11 protein-coding genes are annotated in these 16,728 nt (G+C 69.2%); 9 read left to right on the top strand and 2 right to left on the bottom strand.

Going from position 1 to position 16,728, the window contains the following annotated elements; translation table 11 throughout:
• Positions 1-136: 136 nt before the first annotated feature.
• From CAL29_RS02225 to CAL29_RS02190, 8 genes are all read left to right on the top strand, one after another.
• The gene (locus CAL29_RS02225; RefSeq protein WP_094851370.1) at positions 137-1,390 is read left to right on the top strand and encodes an MdtA/MuxA family multidrug efflux RND transporter periplasmic adaptor subunit; all 1,254 of its coding nucleotides are present in this window, start codon (positions 137-139) and stop codon (positions 1,388-1,390) included.
• The gene (locus CAL29_RS02220) at positions 1,387-4,515 is read left to right on the top strand and encodes an efflux RND transporter permease subunit (RefSeq protein WP_094851369.1); all 3,129 of its coding nucleotides are present in this window, start codon (positions 1,387-1,389) and stop codon (positions 4,513-4,515) included. Before CAL29_RS02225 ends, CAL29_RS02220 begins: the two co-directional genes overlap by 4 nt.
• Complete coding sequence (locus CAL29_RS02215) at positions 4,512-7,832, top strand: efflux RND transporter permease subunit (RefSeq protein ID WP_094851368.1); 3,321 nt, start codon at positions 4,512-4,514, stop codon at positions 7,830-7,832. The genes CAL29_RS02220 and CAL29_RS02215 overlap by 4 nt, the downstream gene beginning before the upstream one ends.
• 11 nt (positions 7,833-7,843) lie before the next feature.
• On the top strand, positions 7,844-9,328 hold the full coding sequence (locus CAL29_RS02210; protein WP_256977138.1) for an efflux transporter outer membrane subunit: 1,485 nt from the start codon (positions 7,844-7,846) through the stop codon (positions 9,326-9,328).
• Positions 9,329-9,696: 368 nt separating this feature from the next.
• Positions 9,697-11,112: an MmgE/PrpD family protein gene (locus CAL29_RS02205; RefSeq protein ID WP_094851367.1), complete on the top strand. Its 1,416-nt coding sequence runs from the start codon at positions 9,697-9,699 to the stop codon at positions 11,110-11,112.
• A 106-nt stretch (positions 11,113-11,218) separates the two neighbouring features.
• Positions 11,219-12,313, top strand: a complete 1,095-nt coding sequence (locus tag CAL29_RS02200; RefSeq protein ID WP_179283877.1) for a tripartite tricarboxylate transporter substrate binding protein — start codon at positions 11,219-11,221, stop codon at positions 12,311-12,313.
• A 35-nt stretch (positions 12,314-12,348) separates the two neighbouring features.
• Entirely contained in the window at positions 12,349-13,788 is a 1,440-nt protein-coding gene (locus CAL29_RS02195) for an MmgE/PrpD family protein (protein WP_094851365.1), read from the top strand.
• 170 nt (positions 13,789-13,958) lie between these two features.
• Positions 13,959-14,501: a hypothetical protein gene (locus CAL29_RS02190; protein ID WP_094851364.1), complete on the top strand. Its 543-nt coding sequence runs from the start codon at positions 13,959-13,961 to the stop codon at positions 14,499-14,501.
• 57 nt (positions 14,502-14,558) lie between these two features.
• Here the strand turns inward: CAL29_RS02190 and CAL29_RS02185 are convergent, their stop codons facing one another.
• Positions 14,559-15,446: a LysR family transcriptional regulator gene (locus CAL29_RS02185; protein ID WP_094851363.1), complete on the bottom strand. Its 888-nt coding sequence runs from the start codon at positions 15,444-15,446 to the stop codon at positions 14,559-14,561.
• A 100-nt stretch (positions 15,447-15,546) separates the two neighbouring features.
• Between CAL29_RS02185 and CAL29_RS02180 the strand changes: the two genes are divergently transcribed.
• A complete protein-coding gene (locus CAL29_RS02180; RefSeq protein WP_094851362.1) occupies positions 15,547-16,032 on the top strand; it encodes a GlcG/HbpS family heme-binding protein in 486 nt (161 codons plus the stop codon).
• 84 nt (positions 16,033-16,116) lie between these two features.
• Here CAL29_RS02180 and CAL29_RS02175 read toward each other — a convergent pair whose 3' ends face one another.
• Positions 16,117-16,728: an NAD(P)-dependent oxidoreductase gene (locus tag CAL29_RS02175; RefSeq protein WP_094851361.1), complete on the bottom strand. Its 612-nt coding sequence runs from the start codon at positions 16,726-16,728 to the stop codon at positions 16,117-16,119.

Genomic DNA, 16,728 nt, shown 5'->3' with positions numbered 1-16,728 from the left:
GCCCGGAATCGCCGAAAAGCGGTTTATGTCAGTTTCGACAAATTATATAAATCTCCTTATAAATCAATCACTTATTTGACTTCCGGAGAGCCCGGCGCCAACAATACCAGCGTTTCAAAGCCGTGCCTGGTTTTCCATGAAAAAAACTTCCGAACTGTCCCGCGATCCCCACGCCGCCGCCTCGGCGCCCACGCGCCGCCGTCGCAGGACGGCCGCGATCATGGCCCTGGCGATCGTCCTCGTCGCCGTGGGCGCGTTCTTCCTGCTGCGCCATCACGGCGGCGCCTCCGCTCCCCCCGCCGGCGGGCATGCGCACGCCCGCGGCGGCTTCAATCCCTTCGGCGGGCCGCCCGGCGCGGAGAGCGCGCAGGCAGTCGGCGTGGCCGCCGCCGCCAAGGGCGACATCCCCATCACCCTCAGCGCGCTGGGCACGGTGACCTCGCTCGCCACGGTCACGGTGAAGTCGCAGATCAGCGGCTATCTGGTGGCGCTGCCCTTGCAGGAAGGCCAGACGGTGAAGAAAGGCGACCTCCTGGCGCAGGTGGATCCGCGGCCCTACGAGGTGCAACTGGCGCAATACCAAGGCCAATTGGAAAAGGACCAGGCCCTGCTGGACAACGCGCGCCGCGACCTCAAGCGCTATCAGCAACTGGGCAAGCAGGACTCGATATCCCGGCAGACCATAGACACCGCCGTGGCCACGGTGCGCCAATACGAGGGCACGGTGCGCACCGACCAGGCCCAGGTCGACGCCCAGAAGCTGAACCTGAGCTATTGCCGCATCGTGTCGCTGGTGGACGGCCGCGTCGGCCTGCGCCAGGTCGACGTGGGCAACTACGTGACCGCCTCCGACACCGACGGCATCGTCGTCGTCACGCAGATGGATCCGATCTCGGTGGTGTTCACGCTGCCCGAGGACGACCTGCGCAAGCTCAACAAGCGCCTGGCCACCGGCGCGAAGCTGGCCGTCACCGCCTATGACCGCGCGGGCCGCGAGGCCCTGGCGCAAGGCGAGCTGGCCACGGTGGACAACCAGATCGACACCAGCACCGGCACCGTGAAGCTGCGCGCGATGTTCCACAATGCCGCGGGCGAGCTGTTCCCCAATCAATTCGTCAACGTCGTGCTGCACTTGGACACGCTGAGCAACGCGGTGGTCGTGCCCAACGAGGCGGTGCAGAACGGGGCGCCGGGCGACTACGTGTATCGCGTCAAGGACGACGACACGGTCAGCCTGGTCAAGGTGACCACCGGCGCCTCGGCGGACGGACGCACGGCCATCGTCTCGGGCCTGCAAGCGGGGGACCGCGTGGTGGTCGACGGCGCGGACCAGTTGACCGACGGCGCGAAGGTGCGCATCCCCGGCGACAAGACGGCCGCCGCATCATGAATCCCTCCCGCCTGTTCATCCTGCGGCCCGTCGCCACCACGCTGCTGATGGCGGCGCTGCTGGTCGTCGGGCTGGTGGCCTGGCGCCACCTGCCGCTCTCGGCCCTGCCCTCGGTCGAATACGCCACCATCCAGGTGCAGACCTTCTATCCCGGCGCCAGCCCGGACGTCATGACGTCGGCCGTCACCGCGCCGCTGGAGGACCAGCTCGGCCAGATGGCGGGCCTGCGCCAGATGTCCTCGCGGTCCTCGGCCGGCGCCTCGGTCATCACGCTGCAGTTCGACGAGACGATCAAGCTGGACGTTGCCGAACAGGAAGTGCAGGCGGCCATCAACGCGGCCAACAGCCTGTTGCCCTCGGACCTGCCGGCGCCGCCCGTCTACGCCAAGGTCAACCCGGCCGACGCGCCGGTGCTGACGCTGGCGGTGACCTCGCCTACCCTGCCCCTGACCACGCTGCAGACCATCGCCGATACCCGGTTGGGACAGAAGATATCCCAGTTGCCCGGCGTCGGCCTGGTCAGCCTGAGCGGCGGCAACAAGCCGGCCATCCGGGTGCGCGGCAATATCCGCGCCATGGCGGCCTACGGCATCAATCCCGACGACCTGCGCACCACGCTCGCCAACATCAACGTCAACGCGCCCAAGGGCACGCTGGACGGGCCGCGCCGTTCCTACACCATCGACGCCAACGACCAGATCCAGGACCCCGCCGACTACCTGGATACCGTCATCGCCTACCGCAACGGCCGGCCCGTGAAGCTGTCCGACGTGGCGGAAGTGGTAACGGGACCGGAGAACACGCAGTTGGGCGCCTGGTCCGGCGCCACGCCGGCCATCCTGCTCAACATCCAGCGCCAGCCCGGCGCCAACGTGATCTCGGTGGTCGACAGCATCAAGGCCAAGCTGCCGGCGTGGACGGCCGGCCTGCCCGCCAGCGTCCACGTCGACGTGCTCACCGACCGCACCACCATCCGCGCCTCGGTCAGCGACGTGCAGTTCGAACTGGCCCTGGCGGTGGGCCTGGTGGTGATGGTCATTTTCCTGTTCCTGCGCAACCTGCCGGCCACCTTCATCCCCAGCCTCTCGGTGCCGCTGTCGCTGGTGGGCACGTTCGCCGCCATGTACCTGTGGAGCTTCAGCCTGGACAACCTGTCCTTGATGGCGTTGACCATCGCCACCGGCTTCGTCGTCGACGACGCCATCGTGGTCATCGAGAACATCAGCCGCCACATCGAGGCGGGCAAGACGCCGTTGCAGGCGGCGCTGCAAGGGTCCCGCGAAATCGGCTTCACCATCATCTCGCTGACGGTCTCCCTGCTGGCGGTGCTGATCCCGCTGCTGTTCATGAGCGACGTCATCGGCCGCCTGTTCTATGAATTCGCGGTCACGCTGGCCGTCACCATCGTGCTGTCGGCCGTGGTCTCGCTGACCCTGGTGCCCATGCTCTGCGCGCAGTTGCTGCGTGCGCGCCCCGGCGTCGAGGCGCATGGGGCATCGGACCCGCTGGCGGGCGACGGCTGGTTCGCCCGCGTCACGCGCGGCTACGACCGCCTGCTTGCCGTGGCGCTGGACCACCAGCGCGTCACCCTGCTGGTCGCGCTGGGCACCATGGCGCTCACGGCCCTGCTCTACTTCGTCGTGCCCAAGGGCTTCTTCCCGGTCCAGGACACCGGCGTCATCCAGGGCATCACCGAGGCGTCGCAATCGATTTCCTATGCGGAGATGGCCAGGCGCCAGAACGCGCTGGCGGCCGCCGTGCTGAAGGATCCGGACGTCGCCAGCCTGTCCTCCTACATCGGCGTGGACGGCAGCAACACCACGCTGAACGTCGGCCGCATGCAGATCAACCTGCGCCCCCGCGGCGACCGCGACGCCACCGCCAGCGAGATCATCCGCCGCCTGCAACAGGAAACCGCCGACGTCGCCGGCATCGCCCTGCACATGCAGCCGGTGCAGGACCTCACGGTGGATACGCAGATCAGCGCCACGCAGTACCAGTTCATGGTGGACCACCCGTCGCTGGACACGTTGAGCCAGTGGACGCCCAGGCTGGTGGCCGAACTGCGCAAGCAGCCCGAACTGGCCGACGTCACCAGCGACCTGCAAGCCAGCGGCCAGGCCGCCACCGTCGAGGTCGACCGCGCCACCGCCGCGCGCTTCGGCATCACGCTGGCGACCATCGACAACGCGCTCTACGACAATTTCGGCCAGCGCATCATCAGCACCATCTTCACGCAATCCAACCAGATGCGCGTGATCATGGAGATCGATCCCAAGCTGAACCAGGGCCTGAAGACGCTGGACGCCATCTACCTGCCGTCGGCCACCGCCACCAACGGCCAGGTGCCGCTGAGCGCGATTGCGCACGTGACGGTCAGCCGCAAGCCCATCCAGATTTCGCACCTGGCGCAATTCCCGGCGACGACGATCTCCTTCAACCTGGCGCCGGGGGCCTCGCTGGGCGCCGGCGTGGACGCCGTCAAGCGCGCCGAGCAGGCCATCGGCCTGCCCCAGGGCTTCGAAACCCGCTTCCAGGGCGCCACCGAGGCCTTCCAGACCTCGCTGTCCAACGAGCTCTACCTGGTCCTGGCCGCCGTGCTGGTGATGTACGTGGTGCTGGGCGTGCTGTACGAAAGCTTCGTCCACCCGCTCACCATCCTCTCCACCCTGCCCTCGGCGGGGCTGGGCGCCCTGCTCGCCATGCTGTGCACCGGCGCCGACCTGGACATCATCGGCATCATCGGCATCGTGCTGCTGATCGGCATCGTGAAGAAGAACGCCATCATGATGATCGACTTCGCCCTGGCCGCGGAGCGCGAGGAAGGCCTGTCGCCGCGCGAGGCCATCCACCGCGCCTGCCTGCTGCGGCTGCGGCCCATCCTCATGACCACCATGGCGGCGCTGATCTCCGCCGTGCCGCTGGCCCTGGGCAGCGGCACCGGCTCGGAACTGCGGCAGCCGCTGGGCTACGCGATGATAGGCGGCCTGGCGGTGAGCCAGTTGCTGACGCTGTTCACCACGCCCGCCGTCTACCTGGCCATGGACAGCCTGGCGCTGCGCCTGCGCCGGCGCGGCTTCGCCTTGCGCGCGCCGCAAGAGGACGCGGGGAGCGCCCGGCCATGAACCTCAGCGCGCTGTTCATCCGCCGCCCCGTCGCCACCCTGCTGATGACGCTGGCCATCGCCGCCGCCGGCGCGCTGGCCTTCGGGCTGCTGCCGGTCGCCCCGCTGCCGGCGGTGGACTTTCCCACCATCCGCGTGCAGGCGGAGATGGCCGGGGCCAGCCCCGAGACCATGGCGGCCACCGTCGCCGCGCCGCTGGAAAAACATCTGGGCCAGATCGCCGACGTCTCGGAAATGACCTCGCAGAGCAGCGTCGGCTCGACGAGCATCATCCTGCAGTTCGGCCTGGACCGCGACATCGAGGGCGCCTCGCGCGACGTGCAGGCGGCCATCAACGCCGCGCGCGCGGACCTGCCCGCCTCCCTCAAGTCCAATCCCACCTACCGCAAGTTCAATCCCGCCGACGCGCCTATCCTGGTGCTGGCCCTGACGTCCGACCTGCTGCGCCCCGAACAGCTCTACGACAGCGCCGCCACCATCCTCCAGCAGCGCCTGATGCAGGTGCCGGGCATCGGCAACGTCGACGTCAACGGCAGCTCGCTGCCGGCGGTCCGCGTCGAACTGAACCCGGGCGCCCTGAACAAGTACGGCATCGGCCTGGAGGACGTCCGCGCCGCCCTGTCCGCCGCCAATGCCAACAGCGCCAAGGGCATCGTCGAGGACGGCGCGAACCGCTACCAGCTCTATGCCAACGACCAGGCCCTGAACGCCGCGGCCTACCGCGACCTGGTCATCGCCTGGCGCAACCAGCGCCCGGTCTACCTGCGCGACATCGCCCAGGTCGACGATTCGGTGGAAAGCCTGCGCAACGCCGGCTACGTCAACGGCAAGCGCGCGGTGCTGCTGTGGCTGTACAAGCAGCCCGCCGCCAACATCGTCGAGACGGTGGACCGCGTCGATGCGCTGCTGCCCCAGCTTCGCGCGGCCCTGCCCAGCGGCGTCGAGATGACGATGTCCAGCGACCGCAGCAGCACCATCCGCGCCTCGCTGCGACACACCGAGCAGACGCTGGTCATCGCCGTGCTGCTGGTGGTGCTGGTGGTCCTCGCCTTCCTGCGCGACGTGCGCGCCACGCTGATTCCCGCGGTGACGGTGCCCGTCTCCATCCTCGGCACCTTCGGGGCCATGCAGTTGTTCGGCTACACGCTGGACAATCTCTCGTTGATGGCGCTGACGATCGCCACCGGCTTCGTGGTCGACGACGCCATCGTCGTGCTGGAGAACATCGCCCGCCACCGGGAAGCGGGGGCGACGCGCCTGCGCGCCGCGCTGGACGGCGCGCGCGAGGTCAGCTTTACCGTGATCTCCATGAGCGTGTCGCTGGTCGCGGTGTTCCTGCCCATCCTGCTGCTGGGCGGCCTGGTCGGCCGGCTGTTCCATGAATTCGCCATCGTGCTGTCCATCGCCATCGGCATCTCGCTGCTGCTGTCCCTGAGCACCACGCCCATGCTGTGCGCCCTGCTGCTGCGGCCGCGCGCGACGCCGGCCAGCCGCCCGCGCCCGGACAAGCTGGCCACGCGCATCGCCCGCCGCGCCGACGCCGTCGTCGACGGCATGCAGCGTCTCTACGAACGCAGCCTGACGCTGGCCCTGCGCCATCCGCTGCCGGTCCTGGTATCGCTGCTGCTGACCGTCGTGCTGAACGTGGTGCTGTTCGCCGCCGTCCCCAAGAGCCTGTTCCCGCAGCAGGACAGCGGGCTGATGGGCGGCGGCATCCAGGCCGACCAGAGCATTTCCTTCCAGGCCATGAGCACGAAGATGCACCAGGCCATGGCCATCGTGCAGGCCGATCCCGCGGTGCAGACGGTGGTGGGTTTCACCGGCGGGCGGGGCACCAACCAGGCCATGAACGACATCACGCTGAAACCGCTGGACCAGCGCAGCGCCTCGGCCTTCGAGGTGATGGCGCGGCTGCGCGCCAAGCTGGCCGATATTCCCGGCGCCCGGCTGATGATGTTTCCGCGCCAGGACCTGTTCATCGGCGGCCGCATGAGCTTCGCCCAGTTCCAGTACACCTTGCAGGGCGACGACTCGGCGAGCGTCAGCCTGTGGGCCGCCAGGCTGGCCGAGGCCCTGAAGGCCAGCCCGGCGCTGGCCGACGTCGTCTCCGACCGGCAGGCGGGCGGCCTGGAGACCCGCGTCGTGGTCGACCGGCCCACCGCCGCCCGCTACGGCATCACGCCCGACGCCATCGACGCCACGCTCTACGATGCCTTCGGCGAACGCCAGGTCTCCACCATCTACAAGCAGCAGAACCAGTACCACGTGGTGATGGAACTGGCGCCGCAATACCTGCAGGATCCCGCGTCGCTGCAACAGGTCTATGTGAGCACGTCCGGCGAGACGGCCAGCGGCACCTCGTCGACCAATGCCTCGTCCGGGCTGGTCAGCGGCACGGACACGTCCACGACGTCTTCCTCCTCCGGTTCGACAAGCAGCTCCGCCTCCGCCACGAACGCGGCCACCAACGCCATCGCCACCAGCGCCGGCAAGGCGTCCAGCGGCACGGCCGTGAGCACCAGCGGCTCCACCATGGTCCCGCTGGCGGCCTTCGCGCGGCTGGAAGCGGCCTCCACGCCGGTGTCGGTCAACCACCAGGGCCAGGCCGTGGCCGTCACCCTCTCCTTCAACCTGGCGCCGGGCCATACGCTGGACGATGCCACGAAGGCCATCCAGCAGGCCGTCGCCGACCTGCACATGCCGGTGACGGTGCATGGCGGCTTCGCCGGCACGGCCGGCGCCTCGATGTCGGTGGTGTCGACCATGCCGTGGCTGATCGCCGCCGCGCTGCTGGCGGTGTACGTCGTGCTGGGCATCCTCTACGAGAGCTACGTCCATCCCCTGACCATCCTCTCCACGCTGCCTTCGGCCGGCGTGGGCGCGGTGCTGGCGCTGCTGCTGACCGATACGGAGTTCACCGTCATCGCGCTGATCGGCGTCTTCCTGCTGATCGGCATCGTCAAGAAGAACGCCATCATGATGGTGGACTTCGCCATCGACGCCGAGCGCAACGAAGGCCTGGCGCCGGCGCAAGCCATCCACCGCGCCTGCCTGCTGCGCTTCCGGCCCATCATGATGACCACCTGCGCCGCCCTGCTGGGCGCGGTGCCGCTGGTGCTGGACCACGGCATGGGCTCGGAGCTGCGCCGGCCGCTGGGCATCTCCATCATCGGCGGCCTGATCGTCAGCCAGGTGCTGACGCTCTACACCACGCCCGTGGTCTACCTCTATCTGGACCGCTGGCGCCAGCGCGCGCTCGCCGCCTGGCGCCGGCGCCGCGGCATCCCGGCGCAACCCCACGCCGATGCCGCGCCATGAAGTCCTGCACCATGAAGTCCCGCACCGTGAAGCCCCGCATCATGCCGTCCCGCATCATGAAGTCCTCGTTCAAGCGCCTGGCCGCCGGCCTTGCCCTGCCCCTCCTGCTGGCGCTGCAAGCCTGCGCCGTGGGCCCCGACTACCGCCGGCCCGACGCGCCCACGCCGCTCGCCTTCAAGGAGGCGCCCGCCGCGCCGGCCGGATGGAAGCTCGCCGAACCGGGCGCGGCGCCGCGCGGCGCGTGGTGGGAGATCTACCAGGATCCCGTGCTCGACGGGCTGGCCGCCCAGGTCTCCGTGGGCAACCAGAACCTGAAGGCGTACGAGGCGGCCTATCGCCAGGCCCTGGCCGTCGTGCGCGAGGCGCGGGCGAATCTCGCGCCGACCCTGGCCGTCGACCCCTCGCTCACCCGCGCGCGCAGCAAGGGCAGCACCGGCACCACGCGCGAGCTCGAAGCCAGCGCCAGTTGGGACCTGGATCTGTGGGGCAAGGTGCGGCGCCAGGTCGAAAGCGACCAGGCCAGCGCCCAGGCGAGCGCCGCCGAACTGGCCGACCTGACCTTGTCGGCCCAGGCGGAGCTGGTGACCGACTACTTCGCGCTGCGCTACCAGGATGCGCTGGGCCGTCTACTGCGCGACACCGTGCAGGCCTACGAGCGCAGCCTGTCCATTACGCAGAACCAGTACGGCGCCGGCGTGGCCGCGCGTTCGGACGTGATCACCGCGCAGACCCAACTGGCCTCGGCGCGCGCGTCGGCCATCGCCAGCGAGCAGTTGCGCGACCAATACGAACATGCGATCGCGCTGCTGATCGGCAAGCCGCCCGCCGACCTCAGCATCGCGGCCGGCGCAATGCCGGCGCGTATTCCGCAGATTCCCGCCGGCCTGCCGTCCGAGCTGCTGGAGCGCCGCCCCGACATCGCGCAGGCCGAGCGCACGATGCAGCAACAGAACGCCCTGATCGGCGTCGCCGAGGCCGCCTGGTATCCGTCCGTCACGCTGTCGGCGGCGGCCGGCTATTCCGGCGCGTCGCCGCTGTTCTCGGCCGCCAATGCGCTGTGGTCCCTGGTCGCCAGCGGCAGCCAGACCCTGTTCGACGGCGGCGCGCGATCCGCCGCGGCCGATGCCGCCAAGGCCGCCTACGATCAGAGCGTCGCCAACTACCGGCAGACGGTGCTGGCCGCCTTCCAGGACGTGGAGGATGAATTGTCCAACCTGCGCGTGCTGGCCAACCAGGCCACGGCGCAGGACGAAGCCCTGGCGCTGGCGCGGCAGGCCGTCGTCATCGCCCTGAACGAGTACCAGGCCGGCACGCAGTCCTACACCACGGTGGTGACCGCGCAAGCCACCGCCTTGTCCAACGAAGAAACCGCCTTGCAGATCCAGCAAAGCCGCCTGGCGGCCAGCGCCGCCCTGATCAAGGGCCTGGGCGGCGGCTGGCGCAGCGACCGGTTGGCGCTCGGCGGGACCGGCGGCCAGGCGGCCGAGGTCCGCTGAGCGGCGCGGCGGAAGGGGCCGTCGGATCGAGATCGAATCCAAATCGAATCCAGATCGGATAGACATCGCATCGCCATCGAGCACGCGGCCGCGGGCCATCGAGCCTTCCCCGCCGCAATGCCGCAACCGGCGCGTCTCCCGCCCATCCAAGGCAGCGCGCGGGTCGGCGCCTTTTGTCCCATTTAAGGGACAAATTGACTGCTGCGCCGCATGATTTCGCGTTGGACAACTTGATGCATCAGACGCATCAATCCAGCGAATTTTTGCACTTTACACGGTTGTCGCCGTTCTTCATTCTTCGCGCATACCAAGACCAAGCGCCGGCGCCGCCTCCCCCAACGGCGCGGACAAGAACCAGGAGACCGAGCATGACGACGACCGGCCCCGCCGGCGTTCCTCCGCTGACCCGCCACGTGGCGGCGTTCGTGGTGGACACGCAGGAGCGCGACATTCCCGCGGAGGTGCAGCAGCTAGGCAAGAAAGCCATCCTCGATGCCTTGGGCGTGGCGCTGCCCGGCGCCATCTCCGCGCCGGGCCGGATCCTGGCGGATTATCTCCATGACCTGGGTTGTCCCGGTCCGGCCACCGTGCTCGGCACGGCCTACAGAATGGCGCCGCGTTTCGCCGCGCTCGCCAATGGCACGGCGATGCACGCGGACGACTACGACGACACCCTGCAAGCCGAGACCGGCCGCTACCAGGGCGTGCATCCCACCGCGCCGGTGCTGTCGGCCGTGCTCGCGGCCGGCGAGGCCCGCGGCGCCAGCGGCCGCGAGCTGCTGCTGGCGTACCAGGTGGGCGTCGAAGTGGCGTGCCGCCTGTTTGACGCCACACACGTCAATCACATCCTGCACGGGTTCCATGCCACCGCCACCTGCGGCATGCTGGGCGCGGCCGCCGCCGTGGCCCGGTTGTACGGCATGGACGCCGACGCCGTCGCCGCCACGCTGGGCATCGCCGCCAGCCAGGCCGGCGGCCTGCAGGAAAACTTCGGCACGTCGGTGAAGCCCTTCCATGCCGGCCGCTCGGCCGAGGCCGGCATCGTCTCCGCCGACCTGCAACAACGCGGCTTCACCGCGTCCCCCATCATCCTCGAGGCCAAGCGCGGCTTCTTCCAGGCGCTGGGCGGGGGCTACGAAGCCGCCCGCCTGGTGGACAAGCTGGGACGTCCGTGGTCCTTCGTCGAGCGGGGCATCTGGCTGAAGGCCTTCCCCACCGGCAGCCTCGGCCATCCGGCCATGACCAAGATGCTGGAACTGGTCCGGCGGTACGATATCCAGCCGCGCGACGTGGCGCGGATACGGGTGAAGACCAGCCAGAACATTCACCACACCCTGCTGCACCACCAGCCCAGGACCGAGCTGCAAGCCAAGTTCAGCCTCGAATTCTGCCTGGCGGCCCTGCTCCTGGAACGCAAATGCGGCCTGAACCAGTTCCATGACGCGCACGTCATGCGGCCCGACGTGCAGGACACCATCGCCAAGGTCGAATACACCACGTTCACGCCGGAGGAAGCCGCGCGCGAGCGGCACACCATCGTCACGTCCTACGTCGAGATCGAAATGCGGGATGGCCGCCGCTACGGCGAACGCGTCGACGCCGGCAAGGGCAACAAGGACGACCCCATGTCCGAGGACGAGGTGGCCGACAAGTTCCGCGAATGCGCCGAATTCAGCCGCTGGCCGATGGACAAGGCGGAACGCGCCATCGCGCTGGTCCGCCGGCTGGAGGATGTCGCCGACGTGCGCGACATCACCCGGGAACTGACGGCGGCCGGCGCCTGAGCGCCGCCGCCGGCGGGAAACGGCCGCTTGCGCCGCGACGGCCTGTCCCCGCGCAGCATTCGGCGGCGATCCAGGCCGGATGCGGAAGAAAGACAAGGAGACCATCATGCAATCCCTGACTCCCGCGATGCGCCAGCCGGCGCGCCGCGCATGCATGCAGCCGGAACGGACCGCTAGCACCCCGGCGCGGCCGCTTTTCGCCGCCCTGAAAAACGCCGCGGCGATGGCGGTCACGGCAACCATGGCCGCCGCCATCGCCGCGCTGGGCGCCGCGCCCGTCCATGCCGCCGAAGACCCGTCCAAATGGCCCACGCGTCCCATCCGCCTGGTGCTGCCCTTCCCGCCGGGCGGGGGCACCGACACGCTGGCCCGCATCATGGCGCCCAAGCTGGGCGCGCTGCTGGGCGAGCCCATCGTCGTCGACAACCGGGGCGGCGCGGCGGGCAACATCGCCACCGACATCGTGGCCAAGTCCGATCCCGACGGCTATACGGTGCTGATGGGATTCAACACCGCGCTGACCATGAATCCATCGCTGTACCGCAACCTGCCCTTCGACGTGCAGCGCGACTTCATGCCGGTCACCTTGCTGGCTTCCGCCGAATACGTGCTGGTGGTAAACCCCAACCTGCCGGTGCACAGCGTGCAGGACCTCATCAACCTGGCGAAATCCAAGCCCGGGCAGCTCAACTATTCGTCCAGCGGACCCGGCAGCCCGCTGCACCTGGCGGGCGAGCTGTTCAAGGCGCGCACCGGCACCGACATCACCCACATCCCCTACAAGGGCGGCGGCCCGGCCACCATGGGACTGCTGGGCGGCCAGGCCCAGTTGATGTTCGGCAGCGTGGCCGCGGTCATGCCGCACGTGAAGGAAGGCAAGCTGCGCGCCCTAGCGGTGACCGGGCTGAAGCGCTCCGAGGTGGCGCCGGACCTGCCCACGCTGGACCAGCTCGGGCTGCGGGGTTTCAACGTGACTTCCTGGTACGGCCTCCTGGTGCCCAAGGGCACGCCCGCGCCCATCGTCGACAAGCTGGCGGCGGCCGCGCAGAAAGTCGTGCAACTGCCCGAGGTGCGCGACGCCATGGCCAAGCAGGGCCTGGAACTGAGCATCGACACGCCGAGCGAGTTCGCCGACCTGATCAAGACCGAATCGGCCACCTGGGCCGATCTTATCCACAAGATGAACATCCACGCGGACTGACGCCGCGCGCACCCCAGCCACAGGACCCGGGAAAAATGCAGAAGAAACAGATGGACAAGCAGAAGGACAAGGACGGCGGCAGGAAAAAGGGCAAGGAAACGGCGGAGACGGCCGCCGGCGTCTCTCCCGTCATGCGCAAGCTGAGCCGGTACGTCGCCCGCGCCGCCGGGCGCGCCGTGCCGCGCGAGGTCGCCGAGCGCGCGCGCCTGCACCTGGTCGACACCTTCGCGGCCATGATCTCCGGCTCGCGCCTGCTGCCGGGCAGGAAGGCCATCGAGTACGTGAAGCCGCTGGGCGGCCGCGAGGAAGCGGGCGTGATCGGCACGCGCATCGTCACCACGGCGCAGAACGCGGCACTGGCCAACGGCATGTTCGGCCACGCCGACGAAACCGACGACACGCATCCGCCCTCGCTGACCCACCCGGGCACCAGCGTGGTCCCGGCGGCGCTGGCCATCGCCGAGCGCGGCCGCCTGAGCGGCGAAACATTCCTGCGCGCCATCGTGCTGGGCTACGACGTCTGCGCGCGCATGCTGCTCACGCTCAAGCCCATGCCCTATCTGCGGTCCGGCCATCACGCCGGCGCCACGGGGCAGTTGTTCGGCGCGGCCGCGGCGGCGGGCGCGCTGCTGGACCTCACGCCGCTACAGGTGCGCTACATGCTGTCCTACACGGGCCAGCAGACGGCGGGGCTCTACACCATGTTCCGCGACCCCGAGCACATCGAGAAAGCCTATGCGATGGGCGGCATGCCGGCGCACAACGGCTTGCAGGCGGCCATGATGGCGGCCAGCGGCTGGACCGGCGTGGAGGACATCTTCTCCGGCGAGCGCGACTTCTTCCACACGTTCGCGCCCGAGGCCTTCGACCGCGAGGACCTCGCGCGCGGCCTCGGCAAGAATTACGAGATGCTGCGCGCGTCCATCAAGCGCTGGCCCATCGGCGGTCCCATCCAGGGTCCCATGCACGTGCTCAACGACCTGATGGCCGAACACGGCTTCGGCGCCGGGGACGTGGAGAAGGTCATCGCCAATATGCCGGACAAGGAATTGGAGATCGTCGACAACCGCCCCATGCCCGACATTTCGGTGCAGCACCTGCTGGCCGTCATGCTGCTGGACCGCAAGCTGACCTTCGAATCCGCCCACGATTTCGATCGCATGAAGGACCCGCGCGTCCTGCGTCTCCGCGCCCGGGTCCATGCCGTGGGAGACCCCTCGCTGACCGACGTGCAGCGGCGCTGGCGCTGCGTCATGGAAGTGCATCTCAAGGACGGTCGCGTCCTGCGCGGCCAGACCATGGCCGCCAAGGGCAGCTTCGAGAACCCGTTGACGCCCCAAGAGGAGAACGAAAAGGCCATCGACCTGCTGGCGCCCGTGCTGGGCAGGAAACGGGCCCTGAAGCTGCTCGATGCCCTATGGCGCATCGAGGAGGTGAAGGACGTGCGGACCCTGCGCAAGCTGTACATGAAATAGCAAAAAGAGGCGCCAGGCGGGGGCGCCTCGGGGGGCGCGAGCGCCGCGCGTAAAAAGCGATGGCGCCTCCCGACAGCGATTTGGGAAAAACCCATTGCCTATCGTTACCCGGGATAGGGGCGCCAGCCCGTAGAATGCGGCAAGTCCCACTATCTACGAGGTCCTTACCCATGCATGCGACCAGCAAGGGCCGGCAAGGCATCCCCGGCGTATCCGGACGTTTCCTCCTGGCGGCGTTGATCGCCGGCGCGGTGGGCGTCCTGCCCGCGGCCCAGGCCTTCCAGGCCTCCCCCGACGCGCCCACCGACCTGCCGCCGCTGCTGTCGGCGAAACATCCGTCCCGGGCGAAGTCCGGCGACGCGGCCAGGGTGGCCCAGTTGTCCTCGGCGCCGTTGGTGCTGACCGTCGACCACGCCGAACTGCGCCAGGACAACCCCGGCGAGCAGTCCGTGCTGGATATCCGCCTGGCGCCGGAATCGCGCAAGGCCCTGGCCGAACTGACCGGCAGCAACGTGGGCAGGAGCGTGACCCTGCGCGCCGATGGCGAAGTGCTCATGACCGTCGTCATCCGCGGCCCCATCGACAGCGGCAACCTGAGCGTGACGCCGGGCGTTGACGAGCACGGGCTGACGGAAGCGAAGATGAAGCAGCTTGCCGGCAAGCTGTCGTCCGGCAAGAGCAAACTGGAGATCAGCCTGCTCCCGCGGGCCTAGGGTATTCAGGGAAAACCGGGGGCCTGGGCCCTGCCGAGGCCGGCCGCCGCAACGGCGTCACCGCGGCTTGGGCTCGGGCGTTTCCAGGATCTGCGCGACGAAGCGCCGCACGCCCGGCGCGCGCTCATGGCGCCGGTAGATCGCCGCCACCTGCGAGGGAATGACGGCGCCCGCGATGTCCCGGTACGCCACGTGCGGCAGCGCGATCACCCGCCGCAGCACGCTGGGCACCACGGCCACGCTGGCGCCGACCGAGACCTGCGTCAACACCGCCAGCAAGGACCCCGGCACCGCGCTGATGCGGGGCGTGAAGCGCCCACGCCGGGCCACCTCCTGCAAGCCGGAGCCCTGTTCCGGCACCACGAAGGACTCGCCCGCCAGCGCGCGGGCGGCCACGGGCCCGTCGCCGCGCGCCAAGGCATGGTCGCGCGGCAGCGCCAGGCAGAAGCGGTCCCTGGCCAGCACCCGGCTGGACAGGCTGGCCGGCAGGTTGACGGGCGTGCGCACGAAGGCGACGTCCACCTTGCCGTCCTCCAGCAAGCTGGGCAATTCGTCCATCGGCAGCTCGCGCGCGCGGATCTCCACCTCCGGCCAGCGCGCCAGGAAGCGCCGCGTCTGCTCCTGCAGGACGCCAGAATAGGCGGCGGATCCCACGTAGCCCAGCGCGATCGCCCCCACCTCGCCCCGTCCCGCCCTGCGGCCCACGTCGACAGCGCGGTCGAATCGCGCCAGCACCGCCTCGCTTTCCGCGAGAAACGCGACGCCGGCGGCGGTCAAGGCCACGGATCGCTTGGTCCGTTGCAGCAGCCGCGCCTGCACGGCGCGCTCCAGTTCCTGGATCTGCACGGTCAGCGTCGGCGCGGAGACGCCCAGCAGTTCGGCGGCGCGGGCGAAATGCAGTTCGCGCGCGACGACCGCGAAAGCGCGCAGGTGGCGAATTTCCATATTCGGTTTTTCTAAATAAAGAAGCCAGTCTTCTTTATTGAACACGAATTTACCCGATGCTGAAATGGAGCCTCGTTTTTCGCAGCATCAGGAGTCTGAAATGAAACGCATCACCCGCTTTACCGCCGCCCTCGCCCTCGGACTGGGCCTCGCCGCCTCGGTCCAGGCCGCGCCGCCCCGCCTTCCCACGCAGCCCGTCCTCAACCTGGCCGCCGCGCAACACGTGCTGGCCGCCGCCCAGGCCAAGGCGCAGGCCTCGGGCTGGCCTTGCGTCATCGCGGTGGCCGATGCCGCCGGGCAGCCCATCCTGCTGCTGCGCATGGACAACGCGGCGGTGCCGGCCGGCGTCGAACTGGCGCCGGGCAAGGCGCGCACCGCGGCGCTCTTTCGCCGTCCCAGCGGCGCGCTGGAAGACGCCATCAACGGCAAGCGGCCCGCCGCGGCGACCGCGCGCGGCTTCGTGCTGATGCGCGGCGGGCTGCCGCTGACCGTCGACGGCCAGGTGGTCGGCGCCATCGGCGTCTCGGCCGACACGCCCCAGCACGACGAGGAAATCGCCCAGGCGGGCGTGGCGGCGTTGCAGTAGCGGCCAGGAATCGCGGCCGGGGATCGCAGCCGGAAATTCGGCTTCAACCTCCGGCCTCACCCTCCCGGCTTGGAATCCGCAGCTTCAATACCCGACCGTGAAGCGCCGGCGCACGTGCGCCGGCTTCTCCAGTTCGTCGACCAGGGCGACCGCGTAGTCCTCGAAGCTGATGCTCGAGCCATGCTCGCCGGTCAGCAACTGGTCGGTGCCCAGACGGAACTTGCCGGTGCGTTCGCCGGGCATGAACATGGCCGAGGGCGACAAAAAGGTCCAGTCCAGGTCCTGCACGCCCTTGAGCAGATCGAGGAATTCCGCGCCCTTGGTCGCCTCGACCTTGTAGGCCTGCGGGAAATCGGGCTGGTCCAGCAGGCGCTTGCCCGGCGCGATCTCCAGGCTGGCGGCCCCGCCCACCACCAGGTAGCGCCGGACGCCGGACGCGCGCACGGCATCGATCAGCACGCGCGGATCGCTGGCGCTGAAACGCACCGAGCTGATCACCGCGTCGTGGCCGCGCAGCAGCGCGGCCAGGCCTTCCTTGTCATCGACGTCGCCGCGCCTGGCCGTGACCTTGGGCAGATCGGCGATCTTCTCGGGGTTGCGGGCGATCGCGGTGACGCTGTGGCCACGGTCGGACAGTTCCTTGAGGATGCGCGCACCGGCATTGCCGGATGCGCCAATGAGAGCGACGTTCGCCAT

Source organism: Bordetella genomosp. 10 (assembly GCF_002261225.1).
Classification (GTDB): Bacteria; Pseudomonadota; Gammaproteobacteria; order Burkholderiales; family Burkholderiaceae_B; genus Bordetella_C.
This window is presented reverse-complemented; position numbering and strand designations above follow the sequence as displayed.

Excerpts from the sequence above, each read along its gene's own strand:
- CAL29_RS02190 (WP_094851364.1), top strand. The coding sequence starts at position 13,959 with ATGCATGCGACCAGCAAGGGCCGGCAAGGCATCCCCGGCGTATCCGGA.
- CAL29_RS02220 (WP_094851369.1), top strand. The coding sequence starts at position 1,387 with ATGAATCCCTCCCGCCTGTTCATCCTGCGGCCCGTCGCCACCACGCTG.
- CAL29_RS02210 (WP_256977138.1), top strand. The coding sequence starts at position 7,844 with ATGAAGTCCCGCACCGTGAAGCCCCGCATCATGCCGTCCCGCATCATG.
- CAL29_RS02195 (WP_094851365.1), top strand. The coding sequence starts at position 12,349 with ATGCAGAAGAAACAGATGGACAAGCAGAAGGACAAGGACGGCGGCAGG.
- CAL29_RS02225 (WP_094851370.1), top strand. The coding sequence starts at position 137 with ATGAAAAAAACTTCCGAACTGTCCCGCGATCCCCACGCCGCCGCCTCG.
- CAL29_RS02180 (WP_094851362.1), top strand. The coding sequence starts at position 15,547 with ATGAAACGCATCACCCGCTTTACCGCCGCCCTCGCCCTCGGACTGGGC.
- CAL29_RS02215 (WP_094851368.1), top strand. The coding sequence starts at position 4,512 with ATGAACCTCAGCGCGCTGTTCATCCGCCGCCCCGTCGCCACCCTGCTG.
- CAL29_RS02175 (WP_094851361.1), bottom strand. The coding sequence starts at position 16,728 with ATGGCGAACGTCGCTCTCATTGGCGCATCCGGCAATGCCGGTGCGCGC.
- CAL29_RS02185 (WP_094851363.1), bottom strand. The coding sequence starts at position 15,446 with ATGGAAATTCGCCACCTGCGCGCTTTCGCGGTCGTCGCGCGCGAACTG.
- CAL29_RS02205 (WP_094851367.1), top strand. The coding sequence starts at position 9,697 with ATGACGACGACCGGCCCCGCCGGCGTTCCTCCGCTGACCCGCCACGTG.
- CAL29_RS02200 (WP_179283877.1), top strand. The coding sequence starts at position 11,219 with ATGCAATCCCTGACTCCCGCGATGCGCCAGCCGGCGCGCCGCGCATGC.